This is a genomic window from Pseudomonas sp. ADPe, from assembly GCF_014843515.1.
Taxonomy (GTDB): domain Bacteria; phylum Pseudomonadota; class Gammaproteobacteria; order Pseudomonadales; family Pseudomonadaceae; genus Pseudomonas; species Pseudomonas citronellolis.
Genome location: NZ_CP062122.1, coordinates 4,682,853 through 4,709,352, shown reverse-complemented (window position 1 = coordinate 4,709,352; position 26,500 = coordinate 4,682,853). Strand labels below are relative to the sequence as shown.

The window sequence follows — 26,500 nt, the reverse complement described above, 5'->3', positions numbered from 1 at the left end:
TCGACCTCACAGCAGCAGGCTGGCCTGGGCCTGCAGCACCGCGGGCAACCGCGGCACCGGGCCAATGCCCGGCAGTGTCAGCACCGGCACCAGCGGGGTGGCATCAGCGGGGTAGCGCACGCAGACGGTGATGCGCGTGTAGCGGCCCTCGGCCACCGGCGCGGCCACGTACTTGCCGCCGCTGCAGCCGGTGTACCAGCGGCTCGGCATCCAGCCCAGGCGGCTCGACACGGCCTGGGACACGGTGTCCTGCAGGGCCGCCTGGTACTGCTGCGAGCCCAGCGAGTCGTTCACCGACAGCGCCACCCGCGCGCCGGCGGCCGCGGCGTCGTTGAACGACTGCAGCACCAGCATGGGGATGCCGTACGCCAGCACGCCGTACATCACGGTGAAGAACAGGATGAAGGCGGCGGCGAACTCGATGGTCACGGCGCCGCGCTGGCGGCTCGGGTGTTTCTGCTGCATGGGTTCCCCCGGGTAGAGTCGTGGTTGCCTGGCGACGGCCGTGGCCTAGATCAGGAGTTGGGCGCCCGGGGTGCGCAGGTCGATGATGCGCACGTCGAGGGTGCCGGTCTGGATGCCCAGCAGTTGCAGCAGGGGGTCCAGCAATGCCTGGCCCAACGCCCCCAGCAGTGAGGACAGCGCCCCGGTCAGTAGCTGAACCAGCCCCTCCAGCGTATCGGTGATGCCAGCGAGCACCTTGTTCAGGCTGTCCCACACGCTTCCTAGCAGGCAGGACAGCAAACCCCTGCAGCTCGAGTCCTTGCCTAGGGTGATTTTCAGTTTGAGTGACTTGCCCAGTTCGCCAAGCGCGCTGGCCAGCGACTGGCCCAGGGGGGTGGAGGCGCGCTGCACGGTGCTGGGCAGGTCGTCGGCGTCGGCGATATCGTAGGTGAGCTGTATCGGCGAAGCGGCGATCTGCACGCCCGCAATGGTGGCAACGTCGGTCTCGACGTTCAGCAGGTTGCTGAGGGCATGGGCCTTGAGCTCCAATTTGTCGATGGAAGCAATGCCCGGCGTGGCCTGCACCGTGACCGAGCCGTAGTGACCGACGCTGCCGCACTGGATGCTGTCCAAGGCGGCGCTGCCCTGCGCCACCCGCACACCCAGCCCGATATGCGCCTGCACCAGCCCCAGGTTGAGCAGGTCGGCATCCACTGTCGCCCCCAGCCGCACCTGGGCCGTCTTGGCGACGGTACGCCACTGGCCACTGTCATCCTTGCCGGGATAGCCGATGGCGATCTGCGGCGGCTCGATCACTTCCAGCGTTACCGTGGCCTTGGCGCCGGCGATGCCGATGCTCAGGTTGGGCAGTTCCAGCGCATGTCCCTTGTTGGCCAGCATGGCGGTGGCCATCAGCAGGTCGCCGAGGTTGACGTTCGCCCCGAGGGCCGAATTGCGCGCCGCGTCTGGTGCGATGACCGAAATGATCTGGCCTAGCGTCAGTCGTGCGCTGGGCACCTCCACCTTCGCCAACGCTGTGCGCAGCAGGCCGGTGTTGATGCCAACTACCTGCGAGGCATCGGCGGCATTGGCCATCGCCGTGACCAGTTGCAACACGCTGATATCGGTCTGAAGTAGGCTGTCCACCGAGCCGAGGTTGAGGTTCACCTTGGCCGCCTGCAGCCCCTGCCCCAGCGCCAACAGGCTGACGTTGGCGCCGGCGATGCCCTGGTAGGTCACCAGGTCGAGGTTCAGCCGGGTGCCCAGCAGGCCGCCGAGCAAGGCGTTGAGCAGAGGTGAATTGCTGCTGTCCAGGCGCAGCAGGCCGCTGCCCGCCGACAGCGCGGCCATGGCCTGGCGCCGGGCTACCGCCTGGGCCTGGAGGGTGACACTGGTGGGCGTGCCGGCGCCGAACACCGAGGCAACGTTCAGCACCAGGCTCGAAGGCACCGTGCGGCTGGCGACGACCTGCACCGAGTCGTTCCAGCTGCTATTGGCGGCGCGGAATACGCGCCGCTGGCCGCTGCCGTCGAAGACCACATCGCCCAGGCTTGCGACCAGCCGGCCGTCGTCGGGGAAGCCGTTGCGCCGCGCGCTGGTGATCGCCAGCGCCTGCACGTCGGCGTTCGCCTGGGTAGCGCACATGCCGCTCTGGGTGGCGCTCTCCAGCGCCGCCATGTCTGCCACCCGCTGCAGCTTGCGCTGCTCCAGGTACAGGCGCCCGGTGTCCACCACCAGGGCCATGCAGATCAGCACCAACAGCAGGGTGACTGCCGCCAGCACACCGATAGCGCCGCGCTGCCGTTTGCCGAACATGGACATCTCCTTGACGTCGGGGATCACTTCCTGCCGGTGTTGAAGCCCTGGTTCTCGTCCAGCAGGTACTCGGGGATCGGGTGGCTGTAGCTGTCCAGGTAGCGCCGGTAGGCGCGGTCGCGCTCGGCCGCGGTGGCGGCCTGGCGGTTGGCCGAGGCCTGCTGGCCGCTGCGCTGCAGTTGCAGCCAGTGGTCGACTTCCCACTGGTCGCGGGCGCTGCTGCCCGCTTGCGGCCGCGCCGACTCGGTGGCGCCAAGGCTCAGGGGGGCGGCCAGCAGAAGGCCGCTGAGGATGATCCGTTTCATAGCTAGTCTCCGTTTCCATCGCGGGCCCTGGCCGCCTTGCGGCCGGGCGCCCGCCGTCGATTACCTGATCTGCTGTTCCACCAGCGGCTGCGGCAGGGGCTGCGCCTGCACGCGGACCTGGGCCACGCTGGCGCCGTCCGCCGCCGGCACGGCTGGCAGCGGCGCTGCCACCTGAGCCACCCGCGGCGCCGGCGCGCCGCTCCTGAGCGCATCGGCGCGCTGGCGGGCCTGGCGCACCTGCTCGTCGGACAGCCGCGCCTTCTCGGCCAGCGCCGTGGCCTGGGCGGTCTTGCCCTCCAGCAGCAACAGGCTGAGCAGGTTGCTGGCCGGCAGCTTGTCGTCGCCGTCCAGTTCCAGGGCGGTGAGGAATTCGAAACGCGCGCCTTCGCGGTCGCCCTTGCGCAGCAGCACCACGCCCAGGTCGTTGCGCACCAGCCGGTCGGTGGGCTGCAACCGCGCCGCCACGCGCAGTTCGCGCTCGGCCTCGGCGATGCGCCCCTCGCGCAGGGCGATCTGGCCCAGGCCGTGGTGCGCCTCGCCGGCCTTGCAGGTGCCGAGCAGGGCCTGGTACTCGGCCCTGGCCTGCGGGCTGCCGATGCGGCGCAGCGCCACGGCCTTGCTTTCGCGCACGTCCAGCGACTGCGCCGGCAGCGTCTGCAGGTGCGCCAGGGCGGCGTGCAGGCGGCCCTCGCGCAACATGCCGCGGGCCATGTCCAGCTGCAGTTCCTGGTCCTGGCTCAGGCGGCTGCCGCAGCTCTGGCCGAGTGCCGGGAAGCTCTCCGCCAGGTTGCCGCGCAGGTCGTCCGGCAGGTTGGCGCAGCCGCCCAGGGCCAGGCCGATCAGGCCCAGCAAGCACAACGTCCTCATCACATTCCCCCCAGTGCCTTGGTGATGGCCATGAACCCCGGCCCGGCCAGGATGATCAGCAGCGCCGGGAACAGCAGGGTGATCATCACCAGGCTCATCTTCGCCGCCAGCTTGCTGATCCGTTCCTGCAGCGAGGTCAGCCGGCGGTCCTCGAACAGGGCCTTGAGCGTCGCCAGCGAGGCCCGCGCGCTGCCGCCCTGACGCAGCATCTGGCGCAGCACGCCGCAGCAGTCGGCGAGCTCGGCCACCTGCAGGCGCCTGGCCAGCTGGTCCAGCTCGTCGGCCAGGTCCAGGCCGCTGTCGGCGTGGGCCAGCACCAGGTCCAGCTCCTGGGTCAGCAGCGGCACGATGTTGCGGCCCTCCAGTTGCACCACCCGCAACGCCTGTTCCACGGTCAGGCCGGTGTCGAAGAGGATGCGGATCAGTTGGATGAAGACGATGACTTCCTCGGCCAGGCGCCGGCAGCGCTTGTCCGCCAGGTGCGCCAGCACGCGCTTGGGCAGCAGGAAGCCGAGGCCGGCGGCGAAGGCCAGCGGCAGCAGCAGGTCGTCCAGGGCGTCGCCGCGCAGCAGGCCGGCCAGCGCCACCAGGGCGCAGGCCAGCAGCGGCGCGGCCAGCTGCGCGGCCTGGTACAGGCTGCGCGGCAGGTTGCCGTTCCAGCCGGCGCGGGCCAGCAGGTCGCGCACCTCCTGGTCGCCCGGCTGCAGGCGCCGCCCCAGCGGGCCGTCGCCGAGCCGTTCGATGGCCCGGGCGCCCCAGCGCGCGGTGTCCTCGCCGCCCTGCGCGGCGGCGCCCAGGCGTTGTTCGATCAGGTGCTGCTCGCGGTTGGCCGCGCGGCTCTGCGACACCAGCAGGGCCAGCGCCGCGCCGAACAGCAGCAGGGCCAGGAGTACGTACCAGGTTGCGTCCATGTCCGTCTCCTACACGCTCTTGAGCATGCGCCACAGCGTGACGCAGCCGACCGCCTGCAGCCCCAGCGAGGTCAGCAGCAGCGTGCGGCCGAAGCCGTCGCTCCACATGGCCATCAGGTAGCCGGGGTTGCTGGCCAGGATGTACATGCCCAGGCCCAGCGGCAGCACCGCCAGCACCAGGGCGCTGAAGCGCGTCTCGCCGGTCATGGCGCGCAGCTGGCGGCCGATCTTCTCGCGCTCGTGGATGACCTTGATGATGTTGTCCAGCAGGTCCGTGGTGTTGCCGCCGTAGCGGTAGTTCACCGTCACGCCCAGGGCGAGGATGTGCAGCTCCTCCACGTCGTAGAGTTCGGCGATGTCCTGCAGCGCCTCGGGCAGGCTGATGCCCAGCTGCACGTGGCTGCTGGCGCGGGCGAAGATCGAGCGCAGCGGGTCGTCGGCCGCCACCACCGCCTGCTCGATGGCGTCGCCCAGGGTGCGCCCGGCCTGCAGGCTGCGCACCACCTGGTCGAGGAATGCCGGCATCTGCCGGATCATCTTCTGCAGGCGGCGCTGGTACAGCAGGCCGAGCAGGCCGTTGAACAGCAGCAGCACCAGCGGCACGGCCAGCAGCACGCCGAATACGTTCAACAGGCGCCAGCCCGGCACGGCCAGCGCCAGCATCGCCAGCCCCGCCCCGACCAGCCAGGGGCGCATCTGCACGATGCCGGCGCGGCGCATGCGCCGCACCAGCCAATGCTGGGTGCGCGGCCGCGCCGCGGCGAGGTCGCCCAGGGCCTGGCCGGGCACCAGGCGGCGCACCACCTGTTCGTTGTTGCGTGCGCGCAGGCCCAGGCCGAGCAGCAGCACGGCCAGGCCCACCAGCGCTAGGCTGGCCACCGCCAGCAACAGCGCCCCGGCGCTCATGCCGCCACCTGGCGCAGCTTCAGCCCCGACGGCACGCCGGTGCGCACGAACCTGCCGCTGGCGCGCCGGTCCAGGCTGAACAGCGAGTTGGTGACGTAGATGCCGTCGCGCACCTCCAGCACTTCCAGCACTTCGCTGATGCAGCGCCGGCCGTTGGCCTGGCGGGTGATCTGCACCACGATGTCCAGCGCCGCGCAGATCATCTGCCGCAGCGTCTGCTCGGGCAGCTTGTGCCCGGCCAGGCCCACCAGCATTTCCATGCGCAGCAGCGAATCCATCGCCGAGTTGGCGTGCACCGTGCTCATCGAGCCGTCGTGGCCGGTGTTCATCGCCTGCAGCACGTCCAGCACTTCCACCCCGCGGATCTCGCCGAGGATGATGCGGTCCGGGCGCATGCGCAGGGCGTTGCGGATCAGGTCGCGGGCGGTCACCTCGCCGTAGCCCTCGGCGTTCGGCGGGCGCGTCTCCAGGCGCACCACGTGGTCATGGCCCAGCTGCAGCTCGGCGGTGTCCTCGATGGTGACGATGCGCTCGCGCGCGTCGATGAAGCCGCTCAGCACGTTGAGCAGCGTGGTCTTGCCGGTGCCGGTGCCGCCGCTGATGAGGATGTTGCAGCGGTTCTCCACGGCCTGGCGGAGGAACCCCAGCAGCGCTTCGTCGACGCTCTGGTAGGCCAGCAGGTCGGCGCTCTGCAGCAGCTCCTTGCTGAACTTGCGGATGGAGATGCACGGGCCGTCCAGGGCCACCGGCGGGATGATGGCGTTGACCCGGCTGCCGTCGGGCAGGCGCGCGTCGACCATCGGGCTGGATTCGTCCAGGCGCCGCCCCAGGGGCGCCAGGATGCGCTGGATGACGCGGTACACGTGGTGGTCGTCGATGAAGCGCAGGTCGCTCTGGTACAGGCGGCCGCGCTGTTCGATGAAGACGCGGTCGGGGCCGTTGACCAGGATTTCGCTGATGTCCGGGTCGCGCAGCAGCACTTCCAGCGGGCCGAAGCCGGTCAGCTCGTCCACCACTTCCTCGGCCAGGCGATCCAGCTCGTAGCGGGAGATCGCCAGCTGGCGCCGCGCGGCGTATTCGCCGACCTTCTCGGCGACGTACTGGGCCACCGCCGGGCGCGCGCCTTCCAGCAGGTTCACGCCGTCTTCGTCGATCTCGTCGATGATGTAGCGGTGCAGGCGCATCTTCAGCAGCTGCATTTCCTGCTCGTGCGCGCCGAGGCTGCTGGCGTAGCTCATGGACGCGCGCCCCGGAAGCGGCCGAACCAGGGGAAGCGCCGCCGCGCCTGGCCGCCCAGCGCGCCGAGCGGCTCGGCCAGGGCGCGCAGCTTCAGCGCCAGGGGGTCGCGCGGGGCCACCTCGAACAGGCTGCGCCCGAGGTTCTTCGCCCGCAGGCGCGCCTCGGCCGAGGCCGGCAGCACGCCGAAGAGTTCCAGGCCGAACATGCGGCCCAGGGCCTGCTCGTCCGGCGGCACCGCGGGCAGGTAGCGCTCCACCAGCAGTTCGATGCGCGGCAGCGCCTGGCTGTTCTCGCGCAGGCGGCGCAGGCTTTCCAGGCCCTTCTTGCACGAGGGCACGCTCTGGTCCACCAGCCACAGCACGCGGCTGGCCTGCTGCAGCAACTGGCGGGCGAGCTCGCCTTCGGGCATGGCGGTGAAGTTGATCAGCACGTGGCTGAAGGCCGTGCGCAGGTTGCCCAGCAGCAGGTACAGCTCGGCGGTGGTCATGCGCTCCAGCACCCCGGGCTCGTCGGTCAGGCTGAGCAGGCGCAGGCCGGAGTCGTGGCGGCTGAAGGCGCTGTCGATCAGCGTCTGGTCGAGGCGGCGCAGGTTGCGCATGGCGTCGGCGAAGGTGAAGGGCGCGTCCATACCGAGGATGGCCAGGGCTTCGCCGGCCGGCTGGCCGATGTCCACCAGCAGCACCCGGTTGCCCTCCTGGGCTTGCAACGCCAACGCCAGGTGCAGGGCGACGAAGGCGCCATCGGCGTCCGGCCGGGCGCTGGCCAGGGCGAACAGTTCGCCCTGCTGCACGGCGCTCACCGGCACGCTGGGCAGGCGTCCGCCCAGGCGCCGGACCAACCCGCCCAGTTCGCTGGCGCGGGCGCCGTAGGTGACGAAGTCGCGGGCGCCGGCGCGCATGGCCGCCAGCACCAATTGGTTGTCCAGGCCATCGCCCACGGCCACCACCGCCAGCATCGGCCGCGCCGACACCAGGCCCTCGATCAGGGCGCCGTGGACCATCAGGTTGGCCTTGTTCAGGCTGATGAAGAGCACGCCGGCGCCGGTCACTTCCAGCAGCGCCAGCAGCTCCTCCAGGGTGCCGCTGGTGGCGGCGACCACCTGGCCGGCGCTGGCCAGGCTGCTCTGCAGCCATTCCAGCTCGCCGGCGTGCTGGGTCAGCGCGACGAAGGTCTGGGCGGCGTTGCGGCTTTGCGCGGCGGGCACGCGGCTGCCACTGCGGCCCAGCGGATCGCCGGCCATCACTGGGACATCCCGCTGGCCGAAGCGCGGCCGTCGTACTGGCCGTTCTCCAGGAAGTAGAACTCGCCGAAGCCGGGGTCGTAGTTGCGCAGGCCCTCGCCGGGCAGCTTGGGCAGCGCGGTATTGGCCGCCAGCGGCTGGACCAGGTGCGGGGTGACCACCATCAGCAGTTCGCGGTCGTCCTTGTCCAGCTGCGAGGAGCGGAAGAACGCGCCCAGCACCGGCAGGTTGCCCAGGCCGGGGAACTTGTCGACGTTGCTCACCGTGTTGCTGCTGATCAGGCCGCTGATCACGAAGCTCTCGCCGTCGGCGAGGATCACGCTGGTGTCGGTACGCCGCACGTTGAGCGCCGGCACCGCGATGCCGTTGGTCTGGATGCCGGCGGAGAAGTCCAGCTCGCTGACCTCCGGCGCCACCTTCAGGGCAATGCGCCCGGTGGACATCACCGTCGGCGTCAGGGTCAGGCGCACGCCGTATTCCTTATACTCGATGGTGATGTTGTTGTTATCGCCGTTGGGCACCGGGATGGGGAACTCGCCGCCGGCCAGGAAGGACGCGCTCTGCCCGCTGGTGGCCACCAAGCTGGGGCGCGCCAGGGTGTAGGCGAAGCCGCTGCCTTCGAGCATGTTGAGGAAGCCCAGCACCTTGCTGCTGCCGCCGCCCCAGATGACATTGAAGCCGCTGTCGCTGGTGCCGAAGTTGCCCGTCACGCCGCCGTCGGAGCCCACGCTGATGCCGCTCAGGCTGCCCGGCGCGCCGAGCATGAACAGGTTGGAGCCACGCCGCACCAGCGAGGTGCTGGCCTGCTTGAGCTTGCTGCGGCTGACCTCGACGAAGCGGATGTCGGTCTGCACCTGGCTGGCCAGGTTGGCGGCGGCGACGGCGTCGCTGGTCGCGCCCACGTCGCGGATCGAACGCCCGGCCACCTGCACCTGGGCCCGCAGCGGGTCGCCCGGGCAGCCGGTCCAGACCAGCAGGCTGGTCTCGCCCTGGGCCTTGCCGGTGACCAGGAAATTGCGCTTGTCCAGCAGCTGCACGTCGGCGATCTGCGGGTCGCCAATGGCCAGGCGCTTGATCGGCAGCGGCAGCTGCTGGTCCTGCTGGGCGCCCTGCTGCAGCGCCAGCACCAGCTTCTGCGGCAGTTGCGCCAGCCCTTCGCAGGCCTTGGGCGCGGCCTGCGCCGAACCCAGCAGCGCCCATGCCATGACGCCCGCGAGGCAAACGCCCACCCCACCAGCCGGACGCCGGTATCCCATATTGCAAGCCATCCTAACTACTCCCTCTCCCTGCTTCAGGGGCTGATTCAAGGCGCCTCGTGCGCGACCGTGCCGCCGCGGTAGACCGTCACGCCCGCAGCGGCCCGCGGCCGGGCCGGGCTGCGCGGAGCCGCCGCGGCCACCGGCTGGCGGCGGCCGAGCAGTTGCTCCAGGGTGATGGACTCGGTGTTCGCGGCGCTCAGGGCGGTGTGCTGGTAGCTGCCCTGCTGCTCTTTCTCGTAGAGCTTCTCGTCCTTGCTGCGCACCGCCAGGCGCAACGAGCCGGCCTGGCTGGCCAGCATCAGCCGCGCGGTGGCGTTCGCCGGCACCGCCAGCACCGCGGTGCGCGCCACCTTGCGTTCCTTGTCCTGACCGTCGCCGGGGTTGCGCGCCTGGCCGTCGCCGGCCACGGCGATCTGCTCGCCATAGGTGAGGACGCGCACGCCCGGCAGCACCAGCTGGGCGCGGACGTCGCGCTGGATGCCCTGCTGGTCGGCGACGTAGAGCACCACGTCGACGTAGTCGCCCGGCAGCACGAAGCCGCCGCCGCCGACCACGTCGTCCACGGCGATGGCCATGGCCCGCTCGTCCGCGCGGATGGTCCGCGCCAGCGGGCCGCCGGGTTCGAGCACGGCGCCGGAAAGGATGCTGCCGGCCGCCACCGGCACCCACACGCGCTGGCCGAGCAAGGCCTCGACCTTGGGGTAGCTGCCCGCCGGCGCGGTCTGCAGGTATTCCAGGCGCAGGTCGTCCTTGCCCAGCAGCGCCAGCGCCGGCAGGTCGCGGGTGACCACCACCACGGGGGTGCGCTGCAGCTTGTCCGGGTCGGTGGGGAGCACGGCAGGAACGGGTTCGCTGGCGACCACCGGCGCCTCGGGCCTGCCGATGGACAACCCCAGGTAACCGACCACCACCGCCCCCAGTAACAGAAGCCCGGCAAACGCCATCAACAATTTACTTTTCATGATGATTATTTCGTTGCAGCCAGCGGAAAGCACATTCGGGAAGCGAGTATCGAAAGCAGACTCGTCGATCTCGCGAGAAGGCCGGCAAGCTACCTTGGCGCCCCGATAAATAAAACGACCAAAAGCTACTAGGCCCTTCCTACTAGTTGTAAAAAGTTACTCCCCATAAAAAAATCGGAAGATATACCCGCAACGGAGGCACCATGAACTTCAAGTTGAAAATCCAGAAACTCGTCTCTTCCATGAAGGCATTCGCCAAGGACAAGGAAGGGGCCACCGCGATCGAGTACGCGGTCATCGCCGGGCTGATCTCCGTGGCCATCATCGCCACCTTGAAGCTGCTAGGTCCCAAGCTGGTCTCGGTCTTCGAGAAGATCACCAACTCGCTCTGATTTCCCGCCGCGGCAATAGCACCGCCCCACTTCATATCCGCAATCGAAGTGGGGCAAATTCATGAATATCCGCGCGCGCACTGGGCAGGTTCAATCAATAAGACCTGCCCAGCGGAAATGCAAAAGGAAACAGGCGAATACCACTCTCCGCAGAACTTCGGTAAAAGCGATGCTGACCCGATCGGAACTTCCGCTGATATTGCTCGTTGACGACGACCCGGACGCACTGGCCTCGACGGCGGAGTTGTTCGAAAGTCTCTTCAATATAAAAACCGCGGGTTCCGGCCACGAAGCCCTCGGCACGCTGGAGGAAACGCCCCTGCCGGACATCGTCATCGCCGACCTGGGCATGCCGGGCATGAACGGGCATCAGTTGTGCGAAGCGATCAAGTCCGACGCGCGCACCCGCGACATCACCATCATCTTCCTCACCGGCGAGGACACCACCGAAGCCGAGCTGGAAGGCTTCGAGCTGGGCGCGGCCGATTTCATCCCCAAGCCGGTGGAGCCCCGCACCTTCGTCAGCCGGATCAGGTCGCACATGCGCAGGAAGCTGGAGCGCGACAGGCTCCAGGACCTGAGCGAATACCTGGAACTGCGCTCGCGGAACCTCACGCAATCCAGCTGAACCGCCGGGGCCCGGCGCCTGCGCAACAAGGTCTGAACACAGTGGCTACGACAAGAAAAGCGAACCTGCACGGGCACCAGGCACTCATCCTCGACGACGAGCCCGACATCGTCGAAGAGGTCGTCGACCTGCTGGACTGCGCCGGCTACCCCTGCCTGGGCGCGCACACCGCGGAACAGGCCCTGGCGCTGTTCCAGGCCAACCCCGGCATCGACATGCTGATCCTCGACTTCGACCTGCAGGACAGCCAGGGCCCGCGGGTGCTGGAGCGCATGCAGGCGCTGGCCGGCAGCGAGCGGTTGTTCGAGGCCATCACCATCAGCGGGCGGGCCGGCAAGGACGAACTGATCGACGTGCTGCGCAGCGGCTTCTGCGACTTCCTCGCCAAGCCGCTGAACCCCGAGCACCTGCTGGCCGCGCTGGAGAAGCTGGCCGAAAAGCTGGAGGAACGGGCCCGCGACCGGCAGCGGGTCATCCGCGCGGAGTCGCGCCTGGACGTGCTGACCGAGAGCCTGAAGTCCCTGGCCAGCGATGCGAAGAAGGCCATCAACTACGCCAGCACCTCGTCCAGGCCCGCCAGGGGCGAGCCCTCGAAGGACGACGAGGCCCTGTTGAACACGCCGGAAGACCAGTTGGCCAACCCCTTCTTCGCCAAGCTCTCCCTGCGCCAGCTCGACGTGGTCAGGCTGATCGGCAAGGGCCTGAGCAACTACCAGATCGCCTGCAAGCTGGGCATCAGCGAGCATACGGTGAAGCTCTACGTCTCCCAGTCGCTGCGCCTCACCGGGCTGAGCAACCGCACGCAGCTGGCGCTCAAGTCATCGCCCAGGCGCAAGGCGAACCACGACCTGTAGGCGCCCGCTTATTGCGGATTACCTCAGCGCCCCCCTGGCATCCACGCCCCCCGGCGCGCCGGAGGAGGCGGCCAGCAGCATGGCCAGCTGGGTGCGGTTGCTGACCCGCAGCAGCTTGAATATCTGGGTGATGTAGAGCTTCACCGTGTTCTCGGAAATGCCCAGCTCATGGGCCACCCGGTAGTTCGAATAGCCCTTGCAGATCAACTGCGCGACTTCCTGCTGGCGCTGCGTCAGGTTGAAGAACAGCGGGCTGCTGATGTCGACCTTGTCCGGGGCGGCGCGCTCGTCATCGTCCAGGTCGAAGACGTTCGAGCCGCCGTGGACGTCCATCTTTATCGCGCTGACGTCCTGGAACAGCGAGTTCAGCGACTCCGCGATATGTTCCAGCCGGCCGTTGAGGTGAAGGATCCTGCGTTGCCGGCGGATGCTCTGCAGCAGCTTGCCCTCCACCCGCTCCACCGACTCGATCAGCTCCTGCGGCGCCACCGGCTTCATCAGGAAGTCCGAGGCCCCGGCGCGCATCGCCTCGACCACCTTGTCGCTTTCGCCGTACCCGGTGAGGACGATGACTTCGAAGATGTAGTCGTCGCCCACGGCGCCTTGGATTTCCTTGATGGCGTCCAGGCCCCATTCGCTGCCCAGGTTCAGGTCGCACACCAGGATGCGCAACTTGGCGTTCTTCTTGAACAGCGCGACCGCCTCGGCGATGGAACTGCAACCGACCGAGGAGAAACCGACGCTCTCCAGCACTTCGGAAAGCTCCGATGCGACCAGCGGCTCATCGTCGATGACGAGCACCTCGAACGCCCGGCGTTGTTTGTTTTTCATTTGACTCCCCACACTCGCCCCCTAAGCCCGCAGGCCGCCAGGGCCTTTCCTTTCCAAAAATAAAACGCGGGACTTCACGGGTTGCTTCCCAGTAACCCCATCATTTCTTCCATGGAGTCCAAGTCCCCTGTTTCTGCCAGTTCTCGCAAGTACACCGCCAACTCCCCAGAGGCATCGGCGAGTGTTCGACTCCATTCGATGAGGTCGGTGATGGCGCCCGCTTCCACGAGCGCCTGAAGCTGTTGCCGCTGCCCTCGGCTCAAGGATTCCAACTGTCCGGCCAGCGCTTGCTGACGGCGGTCAGGCTTTTCGGTCACGCCGGCCAGGCCGCCGCGCAGGCGCAGCAGCTGGGCCAGGGTCACGCCCAGGTCGGCCAGGCTGATGGGCTTCACCAGGCTGGCGTCGAACGGCAGGCCGCCCGCCTGGCCGAGGGAATGCATGGTCTGCTGGGTGGCGGACATCAGCACCACCGGCAGCCCGGGCCAGCGCTCGCGCAGCGCCAGCAGGAGCTCGCCGCCGTTGCAGCGCGGCATCAGGTAGTCGGTCAGGACCAGGTCCGGCCGCTGCCCGCCCGGGCCCATCAGGCGCTCCAGGCAGTCCTGCCCGTCGACGGCCGCCTCGACGCGGAAGCGGCTGGCCTCGAGCAGGTCCACCAGCATGTCGCGGATATCGGCGTTGTCCTCGACGACCCACACCAGCTGCCCCTCGCCGCGCACCGGCAGGCTCTTCATCGGCAGGTCGAACAGCTGCGGCTGGGCCATGTCCTGCTCGGTGCCGACGGCCAGGGTCAGCTCGAAGGAAACCCGGGTGCCTTCGCCGGGCGCGCTCTGCACCGTCACCCGTCCGCCCATGAGCTGGACCCAGTGCTCGACGATGGCCAGGCCGAGCCCGGCGCCTTCCACGCCGGTGGCATCGCAGCGGAAGAACGGGGTGAAGAGCTTGGGCAGGTCCTGCTCGGGAATGCCGCAGCCGGTGTCGCTGACGCAGAAGCGCAGCTGCGCCAGGCCCGCCTTGGGCGGCTGCCCGGCGGCCTGCACCTGCAGGGCGATGCGCCCGTCGCGGGTGAACTTGGCGGCGTTGTCCAGCAGGTTGGTCAGCACCTGGCGCAGGCGCTTGGCATCCAGTTGCAGCACCGTGGGAATGTCGCCGCACAGCGTCAGGCGGAAGGCGTTGCGGTTGCGCTGGGCGAGGATGTGCGCATCCATCGCCACCGCGTCGAGCAGGCCGTGGATGTACACCGGCTGGATATCCAGGCGGTCGCTGGAAACGCCGCGGGCGTGGTCGATCAGGTCGTTGATCAGGGTCAGCATGTGGCCGGCGCTGCGCAGGATGACGCCGGCCTTGCGGGTGCCGCGCCCGCCCTCCTCCTGCAGCAGCTGGGCGTAGCCGATGATGGAGGTCAGCGGCGAGCGCAGGTCGTGGCTGACGCGCCCGAGGAAGTCGATCTTCGCCTGGTTGGCGTCCTTGGCCTTCACCAGGGCGGCCTGCAGCTCCGCGGTGCGCCGGGATACCGCCTCTTCCAGCTGCGCCTTCTGCCGGCGCTCGCTCTGCAGGCTCTCGGTTTCCAGGCGTTGCTTGCGCATCTGCTGCTGCAGGGTGAACAGGCCGATGATGCCGATGATGATGCTCAGCCTGAGCATCACCACGTCCACACTGAACTGCCCGCTGTAGCCCAGGTTGAGCAGGTGGCGAAGGATGAACCAGGAACTTTCCGCCCAGCTCAGCAGGAACAGCCCCGCCAGCACCTGCCGGCAGAAGTCGCCGCGCAGCCGCAGCGGGAACAGCGACAGCGGCCAGCAGGCCAGGAGGCAGAAGCTCAGCGACAGGTTCAGCGTGCGCGCCAGGTTGTTCGGCAGCAGCGGCAGGGCGACGGCCAGCGCCAGGCAGGCGAACACGCCGGCCAGGTACAGGCGCCGCCATGCGCCCTGCCCGGCCAGGCCGAGCAGGCGCCGAGCGGCGACCAGGAAGCCGACCAGGGAAACCAGCCAGAAGGCGATGCGCATGCCCGGGCCGTGGATGAACTGCCCGCTGAACAGGTGGAAGGCCAGGTAGCCCTCCTTTTCCGCCTCCAGGGCGTAGGCCGCGCCCAGCCACACGGCGAGCATGGCGAAGCTCCAGTCCAGGCGCAGCAACAGCAGCACGGTCAGGGTGAGCACGCAGCCGAACAGCATCGCATGGGTCAGTTGCTCGACATTGTCCTGGGCCAGCACGGCGCCCATGTCCCACAGGTTCAGGGCCAGGCTCGGGCGGCTCTCGCTGCGCACCCGCAGCAGCAGCTCGCGGCTCTCCCCGGGGGCCAGCGCCACCGGCAGCAGGTTGCGCCGGCTGTGCAGCGAACGCTCGGCCAGGGGCACCGACAGGCCGATGCGCCAGTGCCCGTCGACGCGCCCGCCGGCCGCGTCCAGGCGGTACAGGTCGACCTCGCCGACGCGCCAGGGCGCCACTTCCAGCCAGCGCTCCCAGGCGCTGGCGTCGGGGTTTTCCAGCCGCAGGCGCAGCCAGAGCGTCGACTCCCGCCGCGGCGCCGCCAGGCTGCTGGCATCGGCCGGCCGCCAGTCCGCCTGGCGCCAGGCCTGCTCGGGCGTCAGCGCCTGGCCGGGGGCCTCCTCGAACACTTGGGCGCTGCGGGTCAGGTCGATGTAGGGCGCCTGCAGGTCGCCGCGGTTGAGGAACAGCGACACGCCCATGACCAGCAGCAGCGCCAGGCTCCCCAGCAGGGCCGTGAAGGCGGCGCGCGGGTCAGGGCGCATCGCCGGGCTCCAGGTCCAGGCGCGACTGGCGGAACTGGCTGGGCGACAGGCCATAGCGCTCGCGGAAGGCGGTGGAGAAGTTGGCCCCGCTGGTGAAACCCACCTCCAATGCGATGGCCTGGATCGGCAGGCCGGTGCCGCTGAGCAGCACGCAGGCCTCCTTCATGCGCTCCTCGCGCAGGTACTCGAAGACCGTCACGCCCACGCACTGGCGGAAGGCCTCGTTCAGGCGCTTGCTGTTGGTGCCCACGGCCTCGGCCAGCTCCTGCAGTTCCGGGGTGTGCGACAGCGCGCGCAGCAGCACCTGGCGGGCCGACTGGAAGAGGATGCTGTCGAGGTTGCCAGCGTGGCTGGGCGGCATGGGCGAGGCCTGCCGGTCGGTGCCCCAGCGGCGCAGGTGGATGGCCAGGCGTAGGCGGATTTCTTCGAGGTTGAAGGGCTTGGCGATGTAGTCGACGGCGCCCACCAGCAGCCCCTGGACGCGTTCCTCGGGGGTGTTCGCCCCGCTCAGGAACACCACCGGGATATCCCGCGTATGGGTGTTCGCCTGCATCATCCGGCAGCAGGTCAGGCCATCCCACACGGGCATCAGCACGTCCATCAGCACCAGGTCCGGGTTGATCATCTGGACTTTCTTGAAGGCGTCCTGGCCGTTGCTCGCCAGGTAGATGCGGCAGCCCTGCTGCTGCAGGTATTCGGCGAGCAGGCGACGTTCGCTCTCCAGATCATCGACGACCAGGATGCGCTGCCCCTCCAGCGCATCGGGAATAAAGCTCGGCATTCCGATGAGTTCCTACACGTCAGTTCCCGCCCGACCGTTACTTTGCCATTACAGAGGGAATTTTCCGTATACGACGAAAATATTTTCCCTGCTAGCAAAGGGCCATGACACTCCAGCAGAAGCGCTACTTCCTGGCGCCGAGATAATGGCACCGAACGAAGGAGAGGCCCCTTGGCCCGTAGGTACCCCATGCCAGCAGAGTGCGTGACTGTCTCGCCCGCCCGCCCCGGCCGGCGTTCCCCGGAGGGCTGCCGCAGCCCGGCGCCACCGCCACGGAGCCTGCCCCATGCTTAAGCGGATTCGCACCGACCAGGTTCGCCTGGGCATGTTCATCCAGTCGCTGGAGGGCAGCTGGCTGTCCCACCCCTTCTGGAAGACCCGCTTCATGCTGGAGAACCCCGGCGACCTGCGCGCCCTGCAGAACAGCGGCGTGCAATGGCTGTGGATCGACGACGCCCGCGGCCTGGGCGTCACCGACGCCGTCGCGCCGGCGGCGCAGGGCCCCGGCGCGGCGCCCGCCGCAGGCATCGCCGAGCCGGTCGTGGCGCTGGCCAGCGAGGCGCCGCCGGCCATCTACCCGAACGAGTTCTTCGAAGCCGCGCGCATTCTCGAACGCTCCAAGCTGACGCTGATGGAGCTGTTCCGCGAGGCGCGCATGGGCCGGGCGATCGACCTGGACCTGTGCCTGCCGCTGGTGGAGGACATCTGCGCCTCGCTGGCCCGCGACGCCTCGGCACTGATCAGCCTGGCGCGGCTGAAGAACAAGGACGAATACACCTACATGCACTCGGTGACGGTGTGCGCGCTGATGGTCGCCCTGGCCCGCCAGCTCGGCCTGGACGTCGAGGCCCAGCGCGAGGCCGGGCTGGCCGGGATGCTCCACGACATCGGCAAGATGGCCATGCCGCCGGCGATCCTCAACAAGCCCGGCAAGCTCGACGAGGCCGAGCTCGCCATCATGCGCACCCACCCCGAACGCGGCCACGAGATGCTGCGCCAGCACACCCGGCTGTCGCCCCAGGTGCTGGACGTCTGCCTGCACCACCACGAGCGCTACGACGGCACCGGCTACCCGCACCGCCTGGCCGGCAACCAGATCAGCCTGCTGGCGCGCATGGCGGCGATCTGCGACGTCTACGACGCCATCACCTCGGACCGCCCGTACAAGTGCGCCTGGGAAGCCGCCGGCTCCCTGGCGCGCATGGCCAGCTGGGAGGGGCATTTCGACCCGCAGCTGTTCCAGGCCTTCGTCAAGACCATCGGCATCTACCCCATCGGCAGCCTGGTGCGCCTGGAGTCCGGGCACCTCGGGGTGGTGGTGCAGCAGAACCCGGAGAACCTGACGCGCCCGCAGGTGCAGGTGTTCTTCTGCAGCCACCGGCGCCAGGCCATCGCCAAGGAACTGCGCGACCTGGCCGACGTGCGCATCTACGACCGCATCGTCCAGCGCGAGGACCCGCTGCGCTGGGGCTTCAGGAACCTGGAGCGGCTCTGGCTGCCCGACGGCCTGGTGCCGCCCGGGATGGTGCCGAGCCGGGGCCACGACGACGGGCACGACTGAGGGCGCGCCCAGGCCCCGGCGGCGTTCGGGGCTCAGACGTGGAAGCGGCCGACCAGCGCCTGCAGCTCGCCGCCCAGCCGCGCCAGCTCCACGCTGGAAGCGGCGACCTGCTCGCTGGCCGCGGCGGTCTGCTCGGAAACGTCGCGTACGCTGACCACGCTGCGGCTGATCTCCTCGGCCACGGCGCTCTGTTCCTCGGCCGCTGTGGCGATCTGCTGGTTCATCGCCTGGATGCTGGACACCGTGCGGGTGATGCTGCCCAGCGACTCGCCGGCCTGGCGGCTGAGGGCCACGCTGCTGGCGGTCAGCTCGCGGCTGCCGAGCATGGCGCTGGAGACCTGGCGGGTGCCGTTCTGCAGGCCGGCGACCAGGGTTTCGATCTCTTCGGTGGACTGCCGGGTGCGCAGGGCCAGGCCGCGCACCTCGTCGGCCACCACGGCGAAGCCGCGGCCGGCTTCCCCGGCGCGGGCCGCCTCGATGGCGGCGTTGAGCGCCAGCAGGTTGGTCTGTTCGGCCACCGACTTGATCACGTCCATCACCTTGCCGATCTTCTCGCTCTCCTGCTCCAGGCGCTGCATGGCGTCGGCCGAGCGTTCCACTTCCCGGGCCAGGCGCTCGATGCGCTCCACCGCCTGGTTCACCACGCGGTCGCCGTCGTGGGCCTCGCGGTCGGCGGCGGACGCGGCCTGGGAGGCCTGCTCGGCGTTGCGCGCCACTTCCTGCACGGTGGCGGACATCTCGTGCATGGCGGTGGCCACCTGGTCGGTCTCGACCTTCTGGCTATTGGCGCCGGCGCTGGTCTGCTCGGTGACCGCCGAGAGCTGCTCGGCGGCGCTGGCGATCTGCGTCACGCCATCGCGGATGCCGCCGATCAGGTCGCGCAGGTTCCCGCTCATGCGCTGCATGCTCTGCTGCAGGCTGCCCAGCTCGTCGCGGCGGCTGACCTGGATGTTCTGCGACAGGTCGCCCGAGGCGATGCGCTCGACCACCTGCAGGGTCTCGTGCAGCGGCCGGGTGATGCGGCGGGTGATGAACCAGGCGGCCAGGGCGCTAGCCAGTATCGCCAGCAGGGCCACGCTGGCCTGGGCCAGGCGGCTGAAGGCCGCCACCTCGTCGCGCAGTTCGACCTGCTGGCGGGTCAGCTCTTGGGTGATCTCGCGGGTCTGCTCGGCGACCTTGACCAGCACCTGGCGGGCCTGTTCCACCGTGACGGTGGCGGCCCGGTAGGCCTCGATGCACTTGGCGTAGCTCTGCTGGTCCGCCGCCACCGCCAACAGCTCGGCGGGGGGCTGTGCGCCGAAGACCTTGGCCTGGCGCGGGAAGTTTTCCATGGCCAGGCGCATCTGTTCGTTCAGCAGCCGCTCGGATTCCGGCCCGGGGTGGGCCACGTAGCCCGCCGCGCGGTAGCGGACCAGCAGCAGGTCCTGCATCAGCTGCGTGCCGGCCTGGTAGTAGGCGAAGCGGCGCTCGTCGTGTTCGTCCAGGCCCGCCGCCAGCGCTTGCAGGGCGCTGAGCGCCTTGAAGGCCCGCTCGGCGCGCTCGGCCATCTCGTCGCGAACGGCGCTGGCCGCATGGTTGGCGGCCTGCAGCTTGCCAAGGGCCTGGCGGTAGTCGCCGACCAGTTCGCCCTGTTGCTGCTCCAGGGCGAGCAGGTCCGCGCGGGCGAACAGCTTGCGCGCGCGCATCGCCGCCTGCTGGCGCTCGAAGTCGTCCAGCGCCGCGCCCAGGCGCTGCTCGCTGGCTGCCTTGGCGCCGTCCAGCAAATAGTCCTGCAGCGACAGGCGCAGTTCCGCCAGCGCTTCGTTGAGTGCGCCGTAGACCTCCTGGGCCCGGCTGCGCTGCAACAGGCTCTCGCGGCTGATCCAGTCGCCCACCGCGAGCAGCGCGGTGAGGCACAGGACCAGGCCGAAGCCCAGCCCCAGCTTGTAGGTGACGCCGAGGTTGTCAAACCAGTTGCGCATGGCGCGAGTCGCTCCCGTTCCGGGGCCCCCGGCACCCGGCGTGCGCGGAACGGGCCTGTTGATCCAGCTGCACGAAACGGCCCCGCCGGCGATTGCCGGAGGGGCCGTTGCGGTTGCTAGAAGTTGTTGGCGAGGTCGATGCCGGACTTGCCCGGCGAGAGGATGTTGTTCGGGTCCAGGGCGCGCTTGATGGCGTGCTCCACCTTGCGCTTGACCGGGCCGTAGATCTGCGCCACGCGGTCCTGGAAGGCGGTGTTCACGCGGTACACCGCGTAGCCCTCCTTGGCGAACTCATCCAGCAGCTCGGCGAAGCAGTCGTGGGCGCGCTGGGTCTCCTCGGGGTCGGTGCGGTCGTAGAGCACGTCGATCACGTGGTGCATGTCGCGCCAGCCGACGATGAACTCGCCGGTGTAGTCCAGGCCGTGCTTGTTGAGGATGCGCTTGGCCAGCACCTTCTGCTTGTCGCACTCGCTGCCGCGCGCCTGGCTGACCGGGGCGAACCACATCGAGCCACCGCCGCCGCGCCAGTTGTACAGGCCGAATTCCTGCAGGTTGGGCACGCCGCTCATCAGCTCGGCGCGGTACTTGAACGGCTGGGTGTCGCCGGCCTGTTCCTGGGTGACGATGCGGCCCTTGCCGGACTTCTTCACGGTCTCGGTGACGATCTTCCAGTTCACCTCCACCTGCTCGGCGGTGCCGTACAGCGCCGCGTAGACGTTCCACTGGCCCAGGCCCTTGTCCTTGACGATCTGCTGGACCACGGAATCCGGCGTTGCGCCCTTCTCCTTGATGTAGTCCGAGCGGCGCACGCTGATGCCGCCGGCCTCCCACAGCGCGTTGGCGATCACCACCGCGTTGGGGATGATCTGGGCAATGCGCAGCGGGCGGATCATCTCGACGATGTCGGCGATGTCCGCCTCGTCGTCGTAGACGATGCTGAAGGGCTTGAACACCGGCGGCTTGGGCATCAGCCAGAAGCCCATCTTGGTGCAGATGCCGTAGTTGGCCTGGGTGAACATGCCGTCCAGGGTCGGGCCGTAGCCCCACTTGAACACCTGCCAGGCCTTGTCGCCCGGTACCCCGCCCATGCCGGTGCGGTAGACGTCGCCGTTGGCCAGCACCACTTCCATGCCGCACTGCATGAGGAAGTGCTCACCGTAGGGGGTGTAGCCCACGCCGCGGTCCATGGTGTTGCCCACCGGGCCGGCGATGGCCGAGGGCGCGGAGAACGACAGCATCAGCGGCAGGTTATTTTCCTGCAGGTAGTCGTAGAGCTGGCCGTAGGTGACGCCGGGCTCGACCAGGGCGGTGCACAGCTCCGGGTCGACGTGGATGATCCTGTTCATCTTCTTCAGGTCGAGGATGACCTGGCCGCGTTGCGCCGGGGCCGCCGAGCCGTAGCCGAAGTTGCGGCCGGTGGAGATGGTCCACAGCGGGATCTTGAACTCGTTGCAGATCTTCACCACGCCCTGCACCTGCTCCAGGCTGGTGGCGGTGACGGCGGCGGAGGGCGCGTGCTCGGCGTTGTCCACCGGCATCATGATCTTGCCGTAGGGGATCAGCTGGTCGTCCTTGGCCAGGACGTTCTCCTCGCCCAGCAGCTTGCGGAACTTGGCCAGCGCCTGCTGGAAGTGGCTGGCGTCGACGCCGCGCGGGAGCACGGCCTTGTTGGTTGCGTCAGTCATGGGAGGTGCTCCTTCAAGCCTGGATCGAGAACGAAACGAAATGCCCGGCCAGCGGGCTCGGGCGGCCGGCCACCAGCGGCGCGGGCGCCGGCGGCTGCGCGCCGAGCGAGGCCAGGCCGTAGCCGAGAGTGGCGGCCCATTGCTCGGCATTGCCGGCGTTGCGGCCGGCGGCGCCCAGGCGCAGGGGCTGGCGGCTGCCCAGCGGGCACTGCTCGCGCAGGTCGAAGCCGGCGCCGCAGGCGTCCAGCTGCAGGCCCAGTTGCAGAGCGTGGCCGTGGGCGGCGTCCGCGGTGATCAGCCGGTGCCGCGAGGCGCGCGCATCGGCACTGTGCTCACCGAGCCATTGCACGCGGGCGCCGGCGCTGCGCGCCAGGTCGACCACCAGCGCGGCGCTGGCGTCGTCCAGCAGGCCGACGATGCGCTGCGGCCGTCCGGCCTCCAGGCGCTGTTGCAGCTCGTGGACGAAAGCCAGGCTGGCATCGCTGCGCAGCAGCTCGGCCCGGGCCGCGGCCGGGTTGGCAGCGAGGCCCTGGAGGAAGGCCGAGCCGACTACGGCCGGGCTGATGAGCACCAGCGTCGGCTGTGCCACGGCGCTGCCGGCGACGCCACGCGCCAGTGCCAGGCCGGAGCCGCCCATGGCGATGCCCGCCAGCCCGCCCAGGGCCATGCCCTTGAGCAGGGAACGACGTTCGAGATTCATGGCGCGCTCCTCAGGGCTTGGCCGCCGGCGCGGGCGCCTGCGAGATGTAGTCGGCGACCTGTTGCAGCGCCTTGTCGTCGATGAAGGAGGCGGGCCAGGCCGGCATCGCCCGCAGGCCGTTACGCGCCACCGCGACTATGTAGGGCGACGGCAGCTGGCGCCCCTTCAGTTCCGGCCCGATGCCGGTCTCGTGGCAGCGGCCGCAGACTTTCTCGTAGACGTTGGCGCCGCCTTTCCACACGCCGTCGCCATCGGCGAAGGCGCTACCGGCCAGCACGAGCAAGGGCACGCAAAGGCAAGCAGCGAAGGTCCGTTTCACAGCCGGGCTGTCGAAGGATAAGGACATTTCGTACTCCATCTTGTTATTGGATTGGTGGGACCGGCGGCCGCTCAGAAGGGATAGGGCCGCGGCGAGTGCTGCAGGGTGATCCAGTGGTCGGTGGTGAATTCCTCGATCGCCCAGTCGCCGTTGAAGCGGCCCAGGCCGGAGTTCTTCTCGCCGCCGAAGGGCGCGTTGGGTTCGTCGTTGACCGGCATGTCGTTGACGTGGGTCATGCCCGCGTGGATGCGCTGGGCGAACTGCACGCCGCGCTCCAGGCTCGACGTGAACACCGCGCTGGACAGGCCGTATTCGCTGCCGTTGGCCAGTTCCAGCGCATGCTCGGCGTCGCGCGCGGCCTGGATGCCCACCAGCGGGCCGAAGATTTCCTCGCGGGCGATCTCCATGCCGGCGTGCACGTCGCCGAACACGTGGGGCGGCATGACGTTGCCCTGGGGCTCGCCGCCGACCAGCAGCCGCGCGCCCTCATCCAGGGCCTTGGCGACCTTCTCGCGCAGGCCTTGCAGCTGGCGGTCGTTGATCACCGGGCCGACCACGGTTTCCGGCTTGCGCGGGTCGCCGTAGGGCAGCGCCTGGACGCGCTCGACGAAGCGCCGGGTGAAGGTTTCCAGCGCCGGCTGTTCGACGATGATGCGGTTGATCGCCATGCAGATCTGCCCCTGGTGGAGGAACTTGCCCACCACCGCGGCGTTCACCGCCTGCTCGATGTCGGCGTCGGCCAGGACCACGAAGGGGCTGTTGCCGCCCAGCTCCAGGGCCACGTGCTTGAGGTGCGCGCCGCCGCTGGCGATGCGGCCGATGTTGCGCCCGACCTGGGTCGAGCCGGTGAAGGAGATGAAGGCCGGCACCGGGTGCTCGACGAAGGCATCGCCGATCTCGCTGCCGGCGCCGACCACCACGCTGAGCACGCCGGCCGGCAGCCCGGCCTCCTCGAACACGCGCGCCAGCAGCAGGCCGCCGGACACCGGGGTGTCGCTGGCCGGCTTGACCACCACCGCGTTGCCCAGGGCCAGGGCCGGGGCCAGCGAACGCTGGGTGAGGTGCAGCGGGAAGTTCCACGGGCTGATCACCCCGACCACCCCGAGCGGCACGCGGTACACGCGGCTTTCCTTGCCTGGCACGTTGGAGGCGACGATGCGCCCGTGCACGCGGTTCGGCAGGCTGGCCGCCTCCTGGGTGATGGCGCGCGCCGCGCCCCATTCGATCTGCGCCTTGAGCAGGGTGCTGCCGGATTCGCGGACCAGCCAGTCGATGATCTCCTCGCGGCGCGCATCGAGGATGCGCACCGCTTCGAGCATCACCCGGGCGCGCTCGGCGGGCGCGGTGGCGGCCCAGGCCACCTGGGCCTCGGTGGCCTTGGCATAGGCGGCGTCGAGGTCGGCGCGGTCGGCCAAGGCCAGGCGCAGCAGGCTCTGCCCGCTGTAGGGGTCGACGACTTCCATGTGCCGGCCGCTGCCGCCGGCGCGCCAGGCGCCGGCGATCGGCTGCAGGTCGAGGTTCTGGTAGGGCTGGGGTCTGGTGCTCATCGTTGCTGGTGCCTCTTGTCTGGACGAGGGACGGCCGCCGCCGGCCTGGGCGAAGGCCACGGAAACAGGGAAACGGGCTGGGCGAAGGTCAGTCGCCGGGGCGGGCCGGGCGGCGCCGGGCAAGGGCGGGATGGGCTAGCGCACGGGCATGGCGGAAAGCGCGGAGGATGTTCATGTCGAAATCACCGGTTTCTTGTTATGGATTTTTCAGTTGCAAGTGTTTCGGCATTAACAACTATCGTGCCAGCTGCGCTTTCTATAAAAATATCCTTTAAAAACAAATAGTTGATATTTTATCGAAGGATTTCTGCGGCGCCTTTCGCGCTGGCGGCACGGCGGCCGCGGAATTTTGTGCAGAGAAAATCGCGGCGCTGGAGAAAGCTCGACAGACGCGGCCAAAAGCGGGATTTCGTGCGGTTATCGTACATTTTGCGCTCGCCGCCCCTCCCCGTAAGACTGGAATCCGATTGACCGCCGTGGCCGGGCCGGCATACTCCCCAGACCAGCCTGCGTCTTCTTGAACTGCCTTATGACTATTACAAATCCGGGCAAGAACGGGCGCGCGGCGGATGAGGAGTTCTTCCGGCACATGCTCAGCCGGCAGAAACGCCTGATCGTCGACCGCGCCTGCCAATTCGATCCACGGGGCCTGCCTTCTGCCGAGCAACTGGCCGAGACCGTGGCCTTCTCTCCGCAGGACGGCAGCATCTGGCTGTGCGGCCAGCGCATGATGCTGCTGCAGGGCTCCGCCTTCGGCGCCATCCGCCGCGAACTGATCGAGGCCCAGGGGCTGGACAAGGCCCGCGGCCTGCTCACCCGCATCGGCTGGCAGGCCGGCGCGCGCGACGCGGCGCAGGTCAGCGAGCAGTGGCCCGAGGGCGACCACGCCAGCCTGTACAGCGCCGGGCCGCGCCTGCACATGCTCGAAGGGATGGTCAACGTCGAGCCGATCAACTTCGAGATCGACACCAGCATCGGCCACTTCTACTCCGAGTTCTTCTGGCACAACTCGCTGGAGGCCGACGAGCACATCGCCACCTACGGCCTGGGCAGCGAGCCCTCGTGCTGGATGGGCATCGGCTACGCCAGCGGCTATGCCTCGTCGCTGCTCGGGCGCCTGGTGGTGTTCCGCGAGGTGGAGTGCCGCGCCATGGGCCACCACGCCTGCCGCATCATCGGCAAGCCGGCGGAGGAATGGGACGACATCGACGCCGACCTGGCCCACCTGGACGCCAGCGACTTCCTCGGCCGCAGCACCTACGGCAGCAGCCAGGCGACCACGGTCGCCACGCTGCCCAGCCCCGACGAAGACCAGCCGATGGTCGGCATCTCCGCCGCCTTCATGGCCGCCAGCCAACTGCTGCAGCGCGTGGCGCCGACCCAGGCGACGGTGCTGCTGACCGGGGAATCCGGCGTGGGCAAGGAACTCTTCGCCCGCACCCTGCACCAGGCCAGCAAGCGCAGCCAGGGGCCGCTGGTGGCGCTGAACTGCGCGACCCTGCCGGAGAACCTGGTGGAGGCCGAGCTGTTCGGCGTCGAGCGCGGGGCCTTCACCGGCGCCGAGCGCTCGCGGCCCGGGCGCTTCGAAAGGGCCAACGGCGGCACCCTGTTCCTCGACGAGATCGCCACCCTCAGCCTGGCCGCGCAGAGCAAGATCCTGCGCGTGCTGCAGGAAGGCGAGCTGGAGCGGGTCGGCGGCACCACGGCGATCCGCGTGGACGTGCGGGTGGTCGCGGCCACCAACCTCGACCTGCGCCGCGAGGTGGAGGCCGGGCGCTTCCGCGAGGACCTGTTCTACCGCCTGAACGTCTTCCCCATCCACCTGCCGCCGCTGCGCGAGCGCCGGGAAGACATCCCGCTGCTGATGAGCTACTTCCTGCGCAAGTTCAGCCTGCGCCACGGCCGGCAACTGGCGGGCTTCAGCACGCGCCTGGTCAACGCGCTGCTGACCTACCGCTTCCCGGGCAACATCCGCGAGCTGCAGAACCTCATCGAACGCGGCGTCATCGCCGCCGCCGATGGCGAGGTGATGGACGTCATCCACCTGGCCGAAGGCGGCGCCGCACCGATCGCCGCGCCCATAGGGCTGACGGCGGAAGGCCGGCTGTCCCGCCCCCTCGCCGAAGCCGGCGGCGAACCGCCCGCGCAGGCGCCAGCGACGCCCGAGGCAGCGCCCGGCAAGGCCGTGGAAGAACCCGAACTGGCCAGCCTGCTCGCCTTCGTCTCCGGCCGCAACCCGACCCTCGGCATCTCACTGGAAGACGTGGAAAGACGCCTGGTGCAGGTGGCGATGGAACGCACCGGCGGCAACATCACCGCCGCCGCGCAGATGCTCGGCATGAGCCGCGCCCAGGTCAGCTACCGGCTGAAGGGGCGCTGAGGCGGGGGCCTGCAGCTGCGCATACCGTCGTAGGATGGTGTTGAGCGAAGCGATACCCATCACCACGACCGCATGGGTATCGCAGGCTCAACCCATCCTACGGGACGTCATGTTTACCGGAGCGGACCTTGTCCGCGATTCGCGCGCAGGGCGCGCTCCTACA

23 protein-coding genes are annotated in these 26,500 nt (G+C 69.2%); 5 read left to right on the top strand and 18 right to left on the bottom strand.

The features are described from left to right. Positions 1 to 6: 6 nt before the first annotated feature. From IG194_RS21405 to cpaB, 10 genes are read right to left on the bottom strand one after another with little or no spacing between them, the layout of a single operon-like run. A complete protein-coding gene (locus IG194_RS21405) occupies positions 7 to 465 on the bottom strand; it encodes a TadE/TadG family type IV pilus assembly protein (RefSeq protein WP_058488684.1) in 459 nt (152 codons plus the stop codon). A 45-nt stretch (positions 466 to 510) separates the two neighbouring features. After that, positions 511 to 2,259 carry a pilus assembly protein TadG-related protein gene (locus IG194_RS21400; protein ID WP_058488683.1) on the bottom strand — a complete coding sequence of 583 codons (1,749 nt, stop codon included), beginning with the start codon at positions 2,257 to 2,259 and terminating at the stop codon, positions 511 to 513. Positions 2,260 to 2,282: 23 nt separating this feature from the next. Continuing rightward, a complete protein-coding gene (locus tag IG194_RS21395) occupies positions 2,283 to 2,564 on the bottom strand; it encodes a DUF3613 domain-containing protein (RefSeq protein WP_058488682.1) in 282 nt (93 codons plus the stop codon). Positions 2,565 to 2,624: 60 nt separating this feature from the next. Continuing rightward, complete coding sequence (locus tag IG194_RS21390) at positions 2,625 to 3,431, bottom strand: hypothetical protein (protein ID WP_058488681.1); 807 nt, start codon at positions 3,429 to 3,431, stop codon at positions 2,625 to 2,627. Beyond that, positions 3,431 to 4,342 carry a type II secretion system F family protein gene (locus IG194_RS21385; protein WP_058488680.1) on the bottom strand — a complete coding sequence of 304 codons (912 nt, stop codon included), beginning with the start codon at positions 4,340 to 4,342 and terminating at the stop codon, positions 3,431 to 3,433. The genes IG194_RS21390 and IG194_RS21385 overlap by 1 nt, the downstream gene beginning before the upstream one ends. Positions 4,343 to 4,351: 9 nt before the next feature. Then, positions 4,352 to 5,248: a type II secretion system F family protein gene (locus tag IG194_RS21380; RefSeq protein ID WP_058488679.1), complete on the bottom strand. Its 897-nt coding sequence runs from the start codon at positions 5,246 to 5,248 to the stop codon at positions 4,352 to 4,354. Then, on the bottom strand, positions 5,245 to 6,486 hold the full coding sequence (gene tadA, locus IG194_RS21375; protein ID WP_009618290.1) for a type 4b pilus Flp biogenesis ATPase TadA: 1,242 nt from the start codon (positions 6,484 to 6,486) through the stop codon (positions 5,245 to 5,247). The genes IG194_RS21380 and tadA overlap by 4 nt, the downstream gene beginning before the upstream one ends. Further along, positions 6,483 to 7,727 carry a type 4b pilus Flp biogenesis protein TadZ gene (tadZ, locus tag IG194_RS21370; RefSeq protein ID WP_058488678.1) on the bottom strand — a complete coding sequence of 415 codons (1,245 nt, stop codon included), beginning with the start codon at positions 7,725 to 7,727 and terminating at the stop codon, positions 6,483 to 6,485. Before tadZ ends, tadA begins: the two co-directional genes overlap by 4 nt. Beyond that, entirely contained in the window at positions 7,727 to 8,995 is a 1,269-nt protein-coding gene (locus IG194_RS21365; RefSeq protein ID WP_082996193.1) for a type II and III secretion system protein family protein, read from the bottom strand. The genes tadZ and IG194_RS21365 overlap by 1 nt, the downstream gene beginning before the upstream one ends. Before the next feature lie 35 nt (positions 8,996 to 9,030). Beyond that, the gene (gene cpaB / locus IG194_RS21360; protein WP_058488676.1) at positions 9,031 to 9,948 is read right to left on the bottom strand and encodes a Flp pilus assembly protein CpaB; all 918 of its coding nucleotides are present in this window, start codon (positions 9,946 to 9,948) and stop codon (positions 9,031 to 9,033) included. 203 nt (positions 9,949 to 10,151) lie between these two features. On the opposite strand from cpaB, the gene IG194_RS21355 reads away from it, so the two are divergent. From IG194_RS21355 to IG194_RS21345, 3 genes are all read left to right on the top strand, one after another. Next, on the top strand, positions 10,152 to 10,340 hold the full coding sequence (locus IG194_RS21355; RefSeq protein ID WP_043272457.1) for a Flp family type IVb pilin: 189 nt from the start codon (positions 10,152 to 10,154) through the stop codon (positions 10,338 to 10,340). Positions 10,341 to 10,509: 169 nt separating this feature from the next. After that, a complete protein-coding gene (locus IG194_RS21350; protein ID WP_009618285.1) occupies positions 10,510 to 10,968 on the top strand; it encodes a two-component system response regulator in 459 nt (152 codons plus the stop codon). 41 nt (positions 10,969 to 11,009) lie between these two features. Further along, positions 11,010 to 11,822 (top strand): response regulator, encoded by an 813-nt coding sequence (locus IG194_RS21345; RefSeq protein WP_058488675.1) that lies wholly within the window; start codon positions 11,010 to 11,012, stop codon positions 11,820 to 11,822. Between the two features lie 18 nt (positions 11,823 to 11,840). Here the strand turns inward: IG194_RS21345 and IG194_RS21340 are convergent, their stop codons facing one another. From IG194_RS21340 to IG194_RS21330, 3 genes are all read right to left on the bottom strand, one after another. Then, positions 11,841 to 12,653 (bottom strand): response regulator transcription factor, encoded by an 813-nt coding sequence (locus IG194_RS21340; RefSeq protein WP_058488674.1) that lies wholly within the window; start codon positions 12,651 to 12,653, stop codon positions 11,841 to 11,843. Positions 12,654 to 12,727: 74 nt separating this feature from the next. Then, positions 12,728 to 15,403 carry an ATP-binding protein gene (locus IG194_RS21335; protein WP_058488673.1) on the bottom strand — a complete coding sequence of 892 codons (2,676 nt, stop codon included), beginning with the start codon at positions 15,401 to 15,403 and terminating at the stop codon, positions 12,728 to 12,730. Beyond that, positions 15,393 to 16,184 (bottom strand): DNA-binding response regulator, encoded by a 792-nt coding sequence (locus tag IG194_RS21330; protein WP_058070500.1) that lies wholly within the window; start codon positions 16,182 to 16,184, stop codon positions 15,393 to 15,395. The genes IG194_RS21335 and IG194_RS21330 overlap by 11 nt, the downstream gene beginning before the upstream one ends. A gap of 286 nt (positions 16,185 to 16,470) precedes the next feature. Between IG194_RS21330 and IG194_RS21325 the strand changes: the two genes are divergently transcribed. Beyond that, positions 16,471 to 17,745 (top strand): HD-GYP domain-containing protein, encoded by a 1,275-nt coding sequence (locus IG194_RS21325; RefSeq protein ID WP_009618276.1) that lies wholly within the window; start codon positions 16,471 to 16,473, stop codon positions 17,743 to 17,745. A 32-nt stretch (positions 17,746 to 17,777) separates the two neighbouring features. Here IG194_RS21325 and IG194_RS21320 read toward each other — a convergent pair whose 3' ends face one another. The 5 genes from IG194_RS21320 to IG194_RS21300 all read right to left on the bottom strand — a co-directional run bounded on the left by IG194_RS21320 (position 17,778) and on the right by IG194_RS21300 (position 23,957). Further along, positions 17,778 to 19,706, bottom strand: a complete 1,929-nt coding sequence (locus IG194_RS21320) for a methyl-accepting chemotaxis protein (RefSeq protein ID WP_058488672.1) — start codon at positions 19,704 to 19,706, stop codon at positions 17,778 to 17,780. Positions 19,707 to 19,822: 116 nt separating this feature from the next. Then, positions 19,823 to 21,391, bottom strand: coding sequence for an FAD-binding oxidoreductase (locus IG194_RS21315; protein ID WP_058488671.1), 1,569 nt, complete (start codon positions 21,389 to 21,391; stop codon positions 19,823 to 19,825). 13 nt (positions 21,392 to 21,404) lie between these two features. Beyond that, a complete protein-coding gene (locus tag IG194_RS21310) occupies positions 21,405 to 22,091 on the bottom strand; it encodes a hypothetical protein (RefSeq protein WP_058488670.1) in 687 nt (228 codons plus the stop codon). 10 nt (positions 22,092 to 22,101) lie between these two features. Continuing rightward, positions 22,102 to 22,437 carry a c-type cytochrome gene (locus IG194_RS21305; protein WP_009618272.1) on the bottom strand — a complete coding sequence of 112 codons (336 nt, stop codon included), beginning with the start codon at positions 22,435 to 22,437 and terminating at the stop codon, positions 22,102 to 22,104. Positions 22,438 to 22,481: 44 nt separating this feature from the next. Next, positions 22,482 to 23,957, bottom strand: a complete 1,476-nt coding sequence (locus tag IG194_RS21300) for an aldehyde dehydrogenase family protein (RefSeq protein ID WP_058488669.1) — start codon at positions 23,955 to 23,957, stop codon at positions 22,482 to 22,484. A gap of 529 nt (positions 23,958 to 24,486) precedes the next feature. Between IG194_RS21300 and IG194_RS21295 the strand changes: the two genes are divergently transcribed. Next, a complete protein-coding gene (locus IG194_RS21295; RefSeq protein ID WP_058488668.1) occupies positions 24,487 to 26,337 on the top strand; it encodes a sigma-54-dependent Fis family transcriptional regulator in 1,851 nt (616 codons plus the stop codon). The last annotated feature ends 163 nt before the right edge of the window (positions 26,338 to 26,500 follow it).

Bases quoted from the DNA above. Each gene is read 5' to 3' on its own strand.
- IG194_RS21305 (WP_009618272.1), bottom strand. From the start codon at position 22,437: ATGTCCTTATCCTTCGACAGCCCGGCTGTGAAACGGACCTTCGCTGCT.
- IG194_RS21325 (WP_009618276.1), top strand. From the start codon at position 16,471: ATGCTTAAGCGGATTCGCACCGACCAGGTTCGCCTGGGCATGTTCATC.
- IG194_RS21395 (WP_058488682.1), bottom strand. From the start codon at position 2,564: ATGAAACGGATCATCCTCAGCGGCCTTCTGCTGGCCGCCCCCCTGAGC.
- tadZ (WP_058488678.1), bottom strand. From the start codon at position 7,727: ATGGCCGGCGATCCGCTGGGCCGCAGTGGCAGCCGCGTGCCCGCCGCG.
- IG194_RS21340 (WP_058488674.1), bottom strand. From the start codon at position 12,653: ATGAAAAACAAACAACGCCGGGCGTTCGAGGTGCTCGTCATCGACGAT.
- IG194_RS21310 (WP_058488670.1), bottom strand. From the start codon at position 22,091: ATGAATCTCGAACGTCGTTCCCTGCTCAAGGGCATGGCCCTGGGCGGG.
- cpaB (WP_058488676.1), bottom strand. From the start codon at position 9,948: ATGAAAAGTAAATTGTTGATGGCGTTTGCCGGGCTTCTGTTACTGGGG.
- tadA (WP_009618290.1), bottom strand. From the start codon at position 6,486: ATGAGCTACGCCAGCAGCCTCGGCGCGCACGAGCAGGAAATGCAGCTG.
- IG194_RS21335 (WP_058488673.1), bottom strand. From the start codon at position 15,403: ATGCGCCCTGACCCGCGCGCCGCCTTCACGGCCCTGCTGGGGAGCCTG.
- IG194_RS21365 (WP_082996193.1), bottom strand. From the start codon at position 8,995: ATGGCTTGCAATATGGGATACCGGCGTCCGGCTGGTGGGGTGGGCGTT.
- IG194_RS21385 (WP_058488680.1), bottom strand. From the start codon at position 4,342: ATGGACGCAACCTGGTACGTACTCCTGGCCCTGCTGCTGTTCGGCGCG.
- IG194_RS21300 (WP_058488669.1), bottom strand. From the start codon at position 23,957: ATGAGCACCAGACCCCAGCCCTACCAGAACCTCGACCTGCAGCCGATC.
- IG194_RS21330 (WP_058070500.1), bottom strand. From the start codon at position 16,184: ATGCCGAGCTTTATTCCCGATGCGCTGGAGGGGCAGCGCATCCTGGTC.
- IG194_RS21320 (WP_058488672.1), bottom strand. From the start codon at position 19,706: ATGCGCAACTGGTTTGACAACCTCGGCGTCACCTACAAGCTGGGGCTG.
- IG194_RS21350 (WP_009618285.1), top strand. From the start codon at position 10,510: ATGCTGACCCGATCGGAACTTCCGCTGATATTGCTCGTTGACGACGAC.
- IG194_RS21295 (WP_058488668.1), top strand. From the start codon at position 24,487: ATGACTATTACAAATCCGGGCAAGAACGGGCGCGCGGCGGATGAGGAG.
- IG194_RS21405 (WP_058488684.1), bottom strand. From the start codon at position 465: ATGCAGCAGAAACACCCGAGCCGCCAGCGCGGCGCCGTGACCATCGAG.
- IG194_RS21380 (WP_058488679.1), bottom strand. From the start codon at position 5,248: ATGAGCGCCGGGGCGCTGTTGCTGGCGGTGGCCAGCCTAGCGCTGGTG.
- IG194_RS21355 (WP_043272457.1), top strand. From the start codon at position 10,152: ATGAACTTCAAGTTGAAAATCCAGAAACTCGTCTCTTCCATGAAGGCA.
- IG194_RS21400 (WP_058488683.1), bottom strand. From the start codon at position 2,259: ATGTTCGGCAAACGGCAGCGCGGCGCTATCGGTGTGCTGGCGGCAGTC.
- IG194_RS21315 (WP_058488671.1), bottom strand. From the start codon at position 21,391: ATGACTGACGCAACCAACAAGGCCGTGCTCCCGCGCGGCGTCGACGCC.
- IG194_RS21390 (WP_058488681.1), bottom strand. From the start codon at position 3,431: ATGAGGACGTTGTGCTTGCTGGGCCTGATCGGCCTGGCCCTGGGCGGC.